The sequence below is a fragment of the Thermodesulfovibrionia bacterium genome (assembly GCA_030646035.1).
Classification (GTDB): domain Bacteria; phylum Nitrospirota; class Thermodesulfovibrionia; order UBA6902; family UBA6902; genus JACQZG01.
The window spans coordinates 129,537-142,303 of sequence record JAUSMY010000058.1; the positions used below are offsets into that span (position 1 = coordinate 129,537).

A 12,767-nucleotide genomic window follows, 5' to 3' on the forward strand; every position below is an offset into this window, starting at 1 on the left:
ATTTCTTTAATAATTAGACAATTCCCTATTTGTTTGATACGATAACTAAATGGTATTGGCATACAATTTGCTCAGTCAGTCAGTCAGTCAGTCAGTCAGTTCTCTTATGGAGATTCGATGTTAATAGAGAGCGACTATTTCAAAAATATTTTCAACACTGTTCGTGAACCTATTCTCATTCTGGATGGAAACCTTAAAGTTCTGTCGGCCAATCAGAGCTTCTTCAATATTTTCAAAGTAGATTCTGCAAATACTATCGGTACTTATTTATACGATCTTGGAAATGGACAATGGAATGTCCCGGCTCTTCGCGTTCTGCTTGAGGATATTCTTCCGAAGAAAACCAGCGTTGAGAACTTCACAATTGAACATAATTTTGAGAGCATCGGACAGAAAGCCATGCTCCTTAACGCCTGCAAAATCACAGAAAAGACAATCGGACAGCCGATAATCCTCCTTGCCATCGAGGACATCACCGAGCGCAAGCGAATGGAAGTCTTGTTAGCAGATGAAAACACTGCAGAGCGCATTTGGTTGGTAGAGTTGTTAATGAAGTCTGAGGAGCGCTACAGGCGAATTTTTGAGACCGCAAACGACGGGATAGTGCTTCTCGAAAAAAGCGAAGGGACTATAGCACATGTCAATCCGGCCACAGAGAAAATGTTGGGTTATACCAAACATGAGAGCATCGGAAAAAAACTTCAGGATATCGGCATATCGCTCGACACAAGTGATATGCCAACGATAATACAAGCCTTAGATAAGAGCGGCATTATTAATTATAAGGATGTTCCGATAAAAACCAAGTCCGGACAACATATCGACGCGGATATATATATGGTCAACAAAGCAGAATTGGCACAGTGTAATATTCGTGATGTCAGTGATCAAAAGAAGGCGGAGGAGGATCGTGATCTTTTAATAAGTGAACTTGACATCAAGAACCGTGAACTTGAGCAGATACTCTATGCCGCCACGCATGACCTGAAGACACCGCTTGTCAACATTAACGGTTACACCGGTGAGGTAAAGAAATCCATAGAGGGCATAGTGAATCTGATAGAGACGGCAGATATATCTTCAGAGATCAGGAAAGAGATAACATCACTTACAAAAGAACTTCCCGATTCATTTGGTTTTATAAGCACGAGCGTTTCACATATGGACATTCTTCTTAACGGGTTTTTGCAGTTTTCGCGTTCCGGCAGTGTTGAATTAAAGAAAGAAGATATAGATATGAATATGCTGATAAATGAGATATCAGGCAATCTTAATTATAAATTAAAGGATGCAGGCGCAAGTATTGAAGTAACGGACTTGCCGGGATGCAATGGAGACAGGAAACAGATAAGTATGGTCTTCTCAAATCTTATGGAAAACGCTGTTAAATATCTTGACCCTGCTCGAAAAGGTGAGATAAAAGTCACAGGCTATGAGGAAGGTGACAGCTCTGTCTATTGCGTTGAGGATAACGGCATCGGCATTGCACTTGAGCATCAGAAGCAGATATTCCACATATTCCACCAGCTTGATCCTGCAAAGGGAGGAGAGGGGCTGGGGCTTATGATAGTGCAGAGGATAGTTGAGAGGCACGGCGGGAAGGTATGGCTTGAGTCTGAGGCAGGCAAGGGGAGCAGGTTCTTTGTGGAACTGCCCGGCGTAATGCTTACATCCTCACCTTCGTAATAACCCCGTGCAGTTTTTCAGGCGGGAAGTCGTAGAACTTTATGAATGTAGGCATTGTTCTCTTGATGAGAGAGAATATCCTCCATACAATATGCCCGGCGGAGATATCTTCAAGCCCGTAATATACCGCCCTTTCCTCAATTCCTTCCTCTAACAGGATATCTTCTGCTGAGACAAGTTCCATGTAGCCGGCCTGTATCTCAAAGAATCTCAGGCCTTTTGCTAAATCTTCGCGGTAAAAACCTGTAATGCCGAAAGGGTCGCTCCTGCTCATGATGGAGATAAAGATATTCTCCTCATACATTATTCCGTGAGAGAACATTGTCTGTGTAATATAAGGTGGGATGTTTTTGACATCCTTTAACAGAAAAAGCGCAGTGCCTTTTATCCTCGGCCCTGCGGCATATGACAGATTGAATTTTTTGATGAACTCCGCAAAAGGCATGAAGGTCATCACTTGGTAAAGCTTCTTCTGCCCCTCTGTAAAGATAAATATCAGGCCAAGCGGAACAGATGCGAGTATTAATGACCAGTAACCGCCGTGAGGGATCTTATAGAAATTGGAAGAGAGGTATACCATGTCAACGCAGGTGATAAACAATGCCAGGAGCGCGTACATGGTTTTTCTCCGGCGGTAGAAGATCCATGTGATCATGATGCCGGTAATGGTCATTGTGCCTGTGACAGCAAGCCCATAAGCAGCGGCAAGGCTGCTTGAAGCCCTGAACTCCAGCATTATGAAGATAACTGCAGCCAGCAGGCACCAGTTTACAGAAGGAATATAAATTTGGGACTTTCTGTCAATAGAGGTATAGCCTACCTTCAGCGGAGGCATGATGCGTATCGTTATCGCCTGATATATGACCGAGAACATCCCGCTGATCATCGCCTGAGATGCAATGACAGTCGCAAATATGCTGAGCAGGAGGAACGGCACATACAGCATCTGTATGTAATGGAATGCCATTTCAAAAAGCACATTGCTTGCCTCAGGATGTCTTAACAGGAATGCGCCCTGGCCGAGGTAGTTCAGTACAAGTGCAAAAAATACCCCGCCCCATGCCTCGCGTATCGGCTTTGCGCCCAGGTGCCCCATATCCGCGTAAAGAGCTTCACCACCTGTGGCGCATAAAATTATTTCGCCAAGCGCTATGTATCCTTTAAATCCGTTCTCTGCAAGAAAGCTTATCCCGCAGTAAGGGTTAAGCGCCCCTATTATCTCAGGAGCCTCGGATATAGCTGCGATGCCGAGAAAAGCGAGTGCAAAAAACCAGACGCACATGATCGGGCCAAAGACAAAGGAGACCTTTTCAGTACCCTTGCGCTGGAAAAGAAAAAGCACTATGGCGATAAGTATCGCAATTGACACAATGGTGCCCCGCGAAATATTCTCAAACCCCGGAATAAGGGCCGAACCCTCCACCGCGCTCAGGATACTGATGGCAGGAGTTATAACACCGTCGCCTATGAGGAGCGAGACGCCGATAAAGGTGAGTATTGTTATAAACACTGCCTTCTTTTTGCCGTTTATAAGGGGAGAAAGTATCTCTTTGAGCACGATAGTCCCGCCCTCACCCCTGATACTAAGGCCCATCGCAAACCAGTTGTACTGCAGAAAGACGAGGATCACAAGCGTCCAGATGATCAGCGACATGACGCCGATGATGTTGTCCGGTGTCGGGCGCAGAAGGATGAAAACTACTGTAACAGTATATATAGGACTTGTTCCGATGTCTCCGAACACAAGCCCTAATGCTTTAAGAATTCCTGTCATCGTATATACCTGTTAGATTCTACTATTTTCAATATTAAAAAACTATATATCATACGCCAGCTCAGAATGTGAAAGCAACAGATATCCCGCCCCTGACCTCTTCTTGGATTAACGATATAAATAGGTTATACTATTTAGCTTCTAAATATGGATTAAGGACGGTTCATGAATAAAACAATCAAATTCTGCCTCATAAGTATTTTTTCTATATGCTTTATCTGCGGCGTTGCCTATGCCTCTGAGACCGTTTCACAGGACTTAGGCAAAAATAATGCCGTCAGTTTCCTGAAGGGCGAGGTGCTCTCTTATTTTGAGCCTGTAACCGGCAATATCGATGAGGTTGAAGCTGGAATCGTCACGATAAGCATAGGCGAAGGCAGGAAGCTTAAGGAAGGGGCGAGGCTTTCTGTCTTCAGAAAGGGCGAGCCATTTTATCATCCTACCACCAAAGAGCTGATCGGCGCTGCTGAAGACTTCGCAGGCATCGTTGAGGTCATCAAAGGAGCTGCCGTTACAGGGCGTTATACCTGCATCGTTGTCAGTGGAGAGCTCAAGAGCGGAGATATAGTCAGGATCACCTCTTCACAAGTGAAGATTGCTTTTTTTCAGGACAGGGGATCAGACTGGACGCTTTCTGAGGCGTTCTTCAGTTCTTTAAAAGATACAGGCCGTTTTGATATGCTCGAAAAGTACTCTCCAAGTACTGAAAGGAATAAACTGATCGGGATATCAAAGGAACTTGGAGCTGAGGTTCTGCTCTTTTTGTCCACTCCTGTTGTGAAGAATAAAAAATCATTGCGGATCGAGCTGTACCGGGTTGATGATTCAAAACTTTTCTCAGACATGAGCTCTGAAGTCTCTTCTGAATACCTCAATGAGCTGACTCAATATGATGATTTCTTATCAAAAAGCCTTTCTGATAAAGAGCCGTGGAACACCTCTGAGCTGAATGGCGGAGAGCTGTTTGCGATAGGCAATATAACCGGCACCGGCACAAAGGAATTGATCGCCAGTGACGGCAATGTGATAAGGATCTATAACATGGACAAGGAGATGCAGGAGGTCTGGTCCATAGCCGGCAGTACGAAGGACAGGCATATCTCTATAGATGTCCTTGACCTTAATAAAAACGGGATAGATGAGATCTTTGTTACATCAATGAGCAACGAGGAAAGGATCAGCTCAATGACCGGCAACGGGGCCGGCAGCGACAGGGGCAGGATAAGTTCTTTTGTCATCGAATACAGCCCTGCAGAAGGATACAAAAAAACATCAGAAGGCCTGCCGTATTTTCTAAGGGTAACATCAGGCAAGCTGCTCATGCAGGGCTTTGCTGATAAAGAGATCTTTTCCACGCCTGTTTATACAGGCAGATGGAGTGAGGGCCGCTATGAGCAGGACAAAGAGCTTCAGCTTCCTGAAGGGGTCAATATCTATGGTTTTGTCCATGTTGACTGGCAGAATAAAGGGGATGTTCATATAATGACCCTTAGCGATAACGGCTTCCTGAGATTGTACAGGAATAACGAGCTGCTATGGGAAAGCAGCGATACTTATGGAAGGCCTGCGATATCTTTTAAGAAAGCTACAGGCTCTATGATCAATCCTGCAACTGAGTGGATAGTAAGGGGCAGGCTCATCGCGGTAAATACTGATAAGGGGCAGAAGGTCGTTGCGGTAAAGAGAGAGGAATTGGTGCCGCGGGCACCGCGACTTGGTTCTTACAGCGCAGAGGTTTATACCTTGTCGTGGGACGGAAGCAGCATGGAAGAAGAACTTATGCTTGAGGGAGTATCAGGCACAGTCTCAGATTATTGGATAGAGGGCAAGCGGCTGTACCTTCTTGCCAGGGCAGGGCTGTTTGCTTTTGCGAATAATGCCGTAAGGGGCGAGATATCAAGGCCCAGTATTCTTTATTATTACAATTTTGAAGAGAAATGAAAGTCAAGCATATCGCAGTCATTATGGATGGGAACGGCCGCTGGGCAGAGCAGCGCGGGTTCTCCCGCATTGAAGGGCACAGGGAAGGCATAAAGCGCGTCAACGATATTATTGACGAGTCTATCGAGCAGAAGCTTAAGGCGCTTACCCTGTATACCTTTTCCATGGAGAACTGGCAGAGGCCCAAGGCTGAGGTAAACGCGCTGATGCGTTTTCTCCGTTCATATCTGAAGAACGAGATGAAAGGCCTGGCACGCAAGAATATAGTTTTTCGGGCGATAGGCAATCTCCAGAGACTACCAACCGGGATACAGTCACTGCTTAAGGATTTTGAGGAGATGACAAAGAATAACACAGGCCTGATGCTCAACAGCGCGCTAAGTTACAGCGGCAGGGATGAGATCGTGAACGCGGTCAGGAGCATTGTTGAAGAGGGTGTTCCGTCCGGCAAGATAGATGAGAAGACAGTTCAATCCCATCTTTATACATACGGCATACCTGACCCTGACCTTATAATCCGCACCAGCGGCGAGCTAAGGCTCAGCAATTTTCTTATATGGCAGTCTGCTTATTCTGAATTTTATTTTACCGAGACGCTATGGCCTGATTTCAGCAAAGAGGAGTTCAGGAGAGCGATAGCAGAATACGGGAGAAGAGACAGAAGGTTTGGTGCTTTGCCGGCCAAGAGTTAAGAGATGCAGGATACTGTAAAAAAGCCATTTGATCTTAAAAGACTGGTTGTCGCTTTTTTTGTAATTCCCCTTCTGGTCTTGTTTATACAATACGGAAGGCATTATCCTGATTTTTTTCTTCTTTTATTGTTAGTAAGCCTTATTGCGCTTCGTGAATTTCACGCAATGTATAAGGTCCCCCTGACATTAAGCATTCCAGCGCTGATCGCCGGAGCATTATTATTTTTTGTAATATGTTTTTACCCTTACATGATCATTGAAACTATGTTTTTCTGTTTCATTGCCCTTCTTCTGATAAGGCTCTTTGCCGTTGCTTCACCTGCAGGGGCGATGAGCGGGATAGGGCCTGTTGCAACAGGGTATTTGTATATATTGTGGTTTATGGGCTTTCAATGGCTGCTGAGAAGCGACGCATACGGCAGGTATAATATTTTTCTTCTTTACGGTTCGGTCTGGCTTGCTGACAGTACGGCTTATTATGTCGGAACTTATCTTGGGAAGCATAAGCTATGCCCCTCTCTGAGCCCGAACAAAACATATGAAGGCGCTGCCGGCAGCATAGTTGGAGGTATTGCCGGAGCCCTAATAATAACTTCTATATTTGGTTTTGAGGACCTGACAGTATTTACAGTTGTGATCATTGGAGCTGTGTTAGGATCAGTAACGATCTTCGGCGATCTGATCGAATCAATGTTCAAGCGCGATGCCGGTGTGAAGGATTCCAGCTCTCTCTTTCCGGGACATGGCGGCGTTCTTGATAAACTTGACGGGGTCCTTGTCGCAGGCCCTGTTCTTTATTTTCTATTGGGGTTCATTTGAAAAACCTCTCTATTTTAGGATCGACCGGTTCCATCGGAAAGAACACCGTAGAGATCGTCAGGCGCCATCCGGAACTATTCAAGGTCTCAGGGCTTGCTGTTATGAGCAACATAGAACTGCTCGAGTCGCAGATAACTGCTTTAAGGCCGGAGGTCGTCGCTGTATTTGATGAATCCTCAGCAGCGCAACTCAGAAAGAAGGGCCTTCCGGTTGAGATACTTTCAGGCGAAGAGGGTGTTATTGAAGTAGCCCGGCTCAATGGTGTTGATATGGTGGTTTCGGCCATAGTAGGTTCAGCCGGACTTTTGCCTACACTCGCGGCGGTGCGTGCAGGCAAGGATGTCGCGCTTGCCAATAAGGAAGCGCTGGTCATGGCAGGCGGTATAATCATGTCCGAAGCATCTGAAAATAATGTCAGGATACTTCCGGTTGACAGCGAGCACAGCGCTGTATTTCAGTGCCTGCATGGCAGGGATATGAATGAGGTCAGAAGGATAATCCTTACTGCTTCAGGCGGGCCGTTCCTCAAAAAGAGCAAGGCAGAGCTGGTCAAAGTAACACCGGCAGAGGCGCTAAATCATCCGAACTGGGAAATGGGGCGGAAGATAAGTATAGACTCTGCCACACTCATGAACAAGGGGCTTGAGGTCATAGAGGCGTTCTGGCTCTTTGGGATGACTGTTGAGAAGATAGGAGTCGTGGTCCATCCGCAGAGCGTTGTTCATTCAATGGTCGAGTTTATTGACGGAAGCATTATCGCGCAGATGTCGGTCCCGGATATGAAGGGCGCCATAAGCTATGCTGTCTCATATCCTGAACGGCTCGGGGATGTAATGCCTTATCTGGACTTTGGAAAGCTCGGCGGGCTTATGTTCGAGGAGCCGGATATGGATAAATATGAATCTCTCTCACTTTGTTATGACGCTATCAGGGCGGGCGGGACCATGCCTGCTGTTTTAAACACGGCAAACGAGGTCGCGGTAGAGGCATTCCTGCAGGGAAAGATACCTTTCACAGGAATCCCGGGCCTCGTTTCTGATACAATGACTGCTCACGATGTAAAGCCATGTGAGAGCATTGAAGATGTAATGCATGCTTCGGAGTGGGCAAGAAATAAGGCAGGGGAGTTAATAGGAAATTGATAACAATCACTGGAGAAATTAATTTATGACAATACTATGGGCAGTAATACTCTTCGGGCTTCTGATCTTCTTTCATGAGCTCGGACACTTTCTCGTTGCAAAGCTTGTAAATGTAAAGGTACTCAAGTTCTCGATCGGCTTCGGGCCGAAGATATTCGGGAAGAAGATAGGTGAGACGGAATACATACTCTCAGCTCTGCCTCTTGGCGGCTATGTAAAACCGTTAGGTGAGGATTCGGAAGACGAGATACCTGAGGAAGACATACCGAGGGCTTACAACAATCAGCCTGTCTGGAAGAGGGCTGCCATAGTGATTTCCGGGCCCATATTTAACCTGGTCCTTGCATACCTTATTTTTGTTGTCTTCCTTAGCGCCAGCCTTCCGGTTGTAATACCGGTACTGAGCGACCTGACCAATACAAAGATAGAGGGCATCACCAAAGACTCGCCTGCAATGAATGCAGGCCTGAGGTCCGGGGATACCGTGCTTTCCGTGAACGGTAAGGAGATCAGCACCTGGGTGGAGATAGACGAGGTTGTTATGAAGAGCCCTCTTAAAGAGGTCTTTATGAAGGTGAAGAGAGGCGAGAGCATTATTGATATTACTGTAACTCCTCAGGAGACTAAGGTCAGAAACAAGAATGGGGATGAGAGCACTATCGGTGATATCGGCATATCAAGGCTCTCTACCAGGCTCGAGGGCATTGTCAAGGATTCGCCTGCGATGAAGGCCGGACTGAAAGAAGGCGACACGGTCCTTTCTGTAAACGGTGAGGCGGTGGGCGACTGGGGTGAGATGGCAAAGCTGATATCAGGGAATCCTGATACAGAGATAACTCTTAATGTGAAAAGAGGTGATGCTGTTTTTGACATTAACGTCAGGACAGATGCTGACGGCAGGATAGGCATATCAAAGGGAATGGGTTTCAATGTCATCCAGAGTTCAAGTATATGGTCTGCGCCTGTAAAAGGTTTTCAGGCGGTTTACGGATGGTGCGCGCTAACGCTGGATGTGGCCGGAAGGCTGATAACAGGCAACATGTCATCGAAGATGTTAGGCGGCCCGATAGTAATTGTGAATGAGGCGTCCAAGGCTGCATCATCAGGCATGGCTGATTACTTTTATCTCATCGCGCTTATCAGCGTTAACCTTGCTGTCATCAACCTCTTTCCCGTTCCGGTACTGGACGGAGGGCATCTTGTATTCCTGTGCATTGAAGCTGTCAGGGGAAAACCCTTAAATGAAAAATTTCAGGATATATTGACAAAGATCGGCTTCGGCCTGCTTCTGATGCTTATAGCTTTTGTTCTGTATAACGACACCATCAAGGTTATCGTGCCGTGGGCGCAGAAGGTCTGGGGCCAGTGGTAATCCTTATCTGTAACAGATTAAATTGATAATCAATAATTATGGAAAACAGGAACATGTCTCAGTTAGATCAAACTTCCAATTCAAACTGGACCATTCTTTTTATATGCTGGCTGATAGCCGGTATCTCTACATTGGGGGCATTGTTTCTCAGTGAAATAGTTAAATTTCCTCCCTGCGTTTTATGCTGGTATCAAAGGATCTCAATGTTTCCGTTGGTGATAATTATCCTGGCAGGGCTCTTCCCTTTTGATAAAAGCGTTATTAAATATTCCCTCCCTTTAGCTTTAGCAGGCTGGGTTATCGCGTTTTATCATAACCTTCTGTATACCGGCATCATTCCTGAAAGCTTGCAGCCTTGCAGTAAAGGTGTTTCATGCACAGAGGTCAATCTGGACCTGTTTGGTTTTGTGACAATTCCCATGCTGTCGTTAATATCGTTTTCATCCATAGCAGTATTATTATTTATATTAAGGAGGAGGCTTTCTGAATGAAAAAGCAGAAAACAAACAAAAAGCAGAATACAGACACAAAACAGAAAACAATGAAAAAGCAAAATATAGTTTTAATAGCAGGTATTCTTCTGATACTTGCTTTTGTGACCGGTGGTTATTTCTATAAGAAACAGCAGGCTGAGGGGATCAGCTTTATGGCCCGGGAAAACATTTCAACATTTATTCGGGAACATTCACCAACGATCGGCAATGATGACGCAAAGGTTTATATCGTAGAATTCTTTGACCCTGCGTGTGAAACCTGCAGAGATTTTTATCCTTTCGTTAAAAACCTGATGACTGCTAACCAGGGCAAAATAAAACTCATTGCCAGGTATGCCCCTTTTCATGACGGTTCAGATTATTTTGTAAAGATACTTGAAGCCGCGAGGAAACAAGGAAGGTATTGGGAAACCTTGGAGGTCATGTTTAAATATCAGCCTTACTGGGCAAGCCATCATAATCCCCAGCCTGAATTAATATGGCAATTTCTGCCGGAGGCAGGGCTGAATATTGAACAGATCAGAAGTGATATGAATGACCCTGAAATAGCAAAACTCATTGCGCAGGATCTTGCGGATGCTAAAACCCTGAATGTCACGCAGACACCTGAATATTTTGTAAATGGGAAGCCGCTTCCAAACTTTGGCTATGACCCATTAAAAGAGTTAATAGAATCTGAGATCAAAGCAAATTATTAGTATATTGTCTTTCTTGTTTTTTACCTTTTAATAACGAAGGAGCTGCTTTTATGAATATTACTCAGAAACTTATAGCTGCGCATTTAGTATCAGGAACTATGAAGCCCGGAAATGAGATAGCCATTTCCATTGACCAGACCCTGACCCAGGATGCGACAGGCACGATGGCGTATCTTGAGTTTGAGGCCATGGGCGTGCCCAGGGTAAAGACGAAACTTTCGGTCAGCTATGTTGACCACAATACACTTCAGTCAGGATATGAGAATGCTGATGACCACAGGTTCCTTCAGTCCATCGCAAGCAAATACGGCCTCTATTTTTCCAAGCCCGGCAACGGCATATGCCATCAGGTTCATCTTGAGAGGTTTGCAAAACCCGGAGAGACGCTCATAGGTTCTGACAGCCATACCCCGAATGCAGGCGCAGCAGGCATGCTCGCCATAGGAGCGGGAGGGCTTAATGTCGCTCTTGCCATGGCAGGTGAGCCTTTCTGGCTTGTGATGCCAAAGGTTGTGCGTGTAAATCTGACAGGCACATTTCAGCCGGGCGTAAGCGCAAAGGACATAATACTTGAGGTGCTGAGAAAGCTGACTGTAAAGGGCGGCGTCGGAAAGGTCATAGAATACAGCGGCGAAGGGCTTAAAGACCTGACCCTTCCTGAAAGGGCAACGATAACCAACATGGGCGCTGAGCTTGGAGCCACTTCTTCGATATTCCCCTCTGATGAACAGACACTCGCATTCTTCAAGGCTCAGGGTCGTGAGAAAGACTGGACTGAACTTAAGGCTGACAAAGGTGCATCTTATGATGAAGAGATAACTATAGCTGTGAACGAACTTGAGCCTCTTGCATCAGCGCCGTCAAGCCCGGACAAGGTGATGACCGTTAAAGAGCTTTCAGGAATGGCCGTAGACCAGGTCTGTATCGGCAGCTGTGTCAACTCATCATTTGCTGATATAGTTTCCGCAGCGAGGATTATGAAAGGCAGAAAGGTGCATCCAAAGGTGAGCCTCACGATAAGCCCGGGCTCACGCCAGGTCTTAAAGATGATAACTGAGAATGGCGCGTTGTCCGACCTCATAGCCGCAGGAGCGCGCCTGCTTGAATGCACATGCGGGCCGTGCATAGGCATGGGACAGTCTCCGCCAACCGGCTCGGTCTCTCTTCGTACATTCAACAGGAACTTCCCAGGAAGAAGCGGCACTCAGAATGATAAGGTCTATCTCTGCAGCCCTCTTACGGCAGCAGCTTCTGCGATCACAGGCACGATAACCGATGCACGTGAATATGTTAAAGACTTTGCGCCTGTAGGCGTTCCTGCGAAATATGACATAGATGACTCGCTCATAATACCTCCGTCTAACGAGCCTGAGAAGGTTGAGATATTAAGAGGCCCGAATATAAAGCCGTTCCCTCTGGCTGATGAGATCGGGGAATCTTTAAAAGCCAAGGTAATAATTAAGGTTGGTGATAATATAACCACCGATGACATCATGCCTGCAGGCGCCAAGATACTGCCGCTGAGGTCTAACATACCTGCGATAAGTGAATATGTCTTCTCAAAGGTCGATCCTTCTTTTCCTGCAAGGGCTCAGGCCGCAGGCTCAGGCATAATCCTCGGCGGAACAAATTACGGCCAGGGCTCAAGCAGGGAGCATGCCGCGCTTGCTCCGATGTATCTGGGCATCAAGGCTGTCCTGGCAAAATCTTTCGCCCGCATCCACAGGGATAATCTTGTGAACTTCGGAATACTTCCTCTTACGGTGAAGGATGAAATATATGATCTGTTAAGCGAGGATGATGAGATATTCTTCCCGTCCCTCGCAAAGGATATAAAGACATCCGCCTCAGTCACGATGACAGGCGGGAAGCCGGGCACAGAGTATAAAATAGAGCATGGCCTTACTGAGCGGGAGAAGGAGATGATCCTTGCCGGCGGGATGCTTAATTACATAAAGACAAAAAAAGCTTGAATATTTGCAAATAATACTTATAATTTATATAACATTAACTTGAATAATAAAAGGAGGCATCATATGAAAAAACTTGCCGTATTATTGATCGTGCTCTCATTTACATTGGTCGGCTGCACCACAACCTGCAAGTACAGGGATAACGCCGTGAAACAGGAACAGTCTGATACTACAAA

At 46.0% G+C, this 12,767-nt stretch carries 10 protein-coding genes; 9 read left to right on the top strand and 1 reads right to left on the bottom strand.

Annotated elements, in window-relative coordinates:
• Positions 1-117: 117 nt before the first annotated feature.
• A complete protein-coding gene (locus Q7U10_10985; protein ID MDO8283125.1) occupies positions 118-1,686 on the top strand; it encodes an ATP-binding protein in 1,569 nt (522 codons plus the stop codon).
• Here Q7U10_10985 and Q7U10_10990 read toward each other — a convergent pair.
• Positions 1,667-3,460: a KUP/HAK/KT family potassium transporter gene (locus tag Q7U10_10990; protein MDO8283126.1), complete on the bottom strand. Its 1,794-nt coding sequence runs from the start codon at positions 3,458-3,460 to the stop codon at positions 1,667-1,669. The two genes, Q7U10_10985 and Q7U10_10990, sit on opposite strands and share 20 nt — an antisense overlap.
• 165 nt (positions 3,461-3,625) lie before the next feature.
• Here Q7U10_10990 and Q7U10_10995 point away from each other — a divergent pair, with 165 nt between their 5' ends.
• The 8 genes from Q7U10_10995 to Q7U10_11030 are packed head-to-tail and all read left to right on the top strand — an operon-like array spanning position 3,626 to position 12,591.
• Positions 3,626-5,401, top strand: coding sequence for a hypothetical protein (locus Q7U10_10995; protein MDO8283127.1), 1,776 nt, complete (start codon positions 3,626-3,628; stop codon positions 5,399-5,401).
• On the top strand, positions 5,398-6,093 hold the full coding sequence (locus Q7U10_11000) for an isoprenyl transferase (protein MDO8283128.1): 696 nt from the start codon (positions 5,398-5,400) through the stop codon (positions 6,091-6,093). Before Q7U10_10995 ends, Q7U10_11000 begins: the two co-directional genes overlap by 4 nt.
• Before the next feature lie 3 nt (positions 6,094-6,096).
• Complete coding sequence (locus tag Q7U10_11005) at positions 6,097-6,912, top strand: phosphatidate cytidylyltransferase (protein ID MDO8283129.1); 816 nt, start codon at positions 6,097-6,099, stop codon at positions 6,910-6,912.
• Positions 6,909-8,054 (top strand): 1-deoxy-D-xylulose-5-phosphate reductoisomerase, encoded by a 1,146-nt coding sequence (locus Q7U10_11010; GenBank protein ID MDO8283130.1) that lies wholly within the window; start codon positions 6,909-6,911, stop codon positions 8,052-8,054. Before Q7U10_11005 ends, Q7U10_11010 begins: the two co-directional genes overlap by 4 nt.
• A 25-nt stretch (positions 8,055-8,079) precedes the next feature.
• Positions 8,080-9,426, top strand: a complete 1,347-nt coding sequence (gene rseP / locus Q7U10_11015; GenBank protein MDO8283131.1) for an RIP metalloprotease RseP — start codon at positions 8,080-8,082, stop codon at positions 9,424-9,426.
• Between the two features lie 53 nt (positions 9,427-9,479).
• Positions 9,480-9,917: a disulfide bond formation protein B gene (locus Q7U10_11020; protein MDO8283132.1), complete on the top strand. Its 438-nt coding sequence runs from the start codon at positions 9,480-9,482 to the stop codon at positions 9,915-9,917.
• Complete coding sequence (locus Q7U10_11025; GenBank protein ID MDO8283133.1) at positions 9,914-10,618, top strand: thioredoxin domain-containing protein; 705 nt, start codon at positions 9,914-9,916, stop codon at positions 10,616-10,618. The genes Q7U10_11020 and Q7U10_11025 overlap by 4 nt, the downstream gene beginning before the upstream one ends.
• 50 nt (positions 10,619-10,668) lie before the next feature.
• Entirely contained in the window at positions 10,669-12,591 is a 1,923-nt protein-coding gene (locus tag Q7U10_11030; protein MDO8283134.1) for an aconitate hydratase, read from the top strand.
• Positions 12,592-12,767 lie beyond the last annotated feature (176 nt).

What these genes read in the sequence shown, in the direction of transcription:
- Q7U10_10985 (MDO8283125.1), top strand. Translation starts at nt 118, where the DNA reads ATGTTAATAGAGAGCGACTATTTCAAAAATATTTTCAACACTGTTCGT.
- Q7U10_10990 (MDO8283126.1), bottom strand. Translation starts at nt 3,460, where the DNA reads ATGACAGGAATTCTTAAAGCATTAGGGCTTGTGTTCGGAGACATCGGA.
- Q7U10_10995 (MDO8283127.1), top strand. Translation starts at nt 3,626, where the DNA reads ATGAATAAAACAATCAAATTCTGCCTCATAAGTATTTTTTCTATATGC.
- Q7U10_11000 (MDO8283128.1), top strand. Translation starts at nt 5,398, where the DNA reads ATGAAAGTCAAGCATATCGCAGTCATTATGGATGGGAACGGCCGCTGG.
- Q7U10_11005 (MDO8283129.1), top strand. Translation starts at nt 6,097, where the DNA reads ATGCAGGATACTGTAAAAAAGCCATTTGATCTTAAAAGACTGGTTGTC.
- rseP (MDO8283131.1), top strand. Translation starts at nt 8,080, where the DNA reads ATGACAATACTATGGGCAGTAATACTCTTCGGGCTTCTGATCTTCTTT.
- Q7U10_11020 (MDO8283132.1), top strand. Translation starts at nt 9,480, where the DNA reads ATGTCTCAGTTAGATCAAACTTCCAATTCAAACTGGACCATTCTTTTT.
- Q7U10_11025 (MDO8283133.1), top strand. Translation starts at nt 9,914, where the DNA reads ATGAAAAAGCAGAAAACAAACAAAAAGCAGAATACAGACACAAAACAG.
- Q7U10_11030 (MDO8283134.1), top strand. Translation starts at nt 10,669, where the DNA reads ATGAATATTACTCAGAAACTTATAGCTGCGCATTTAGTATCAGGAACT.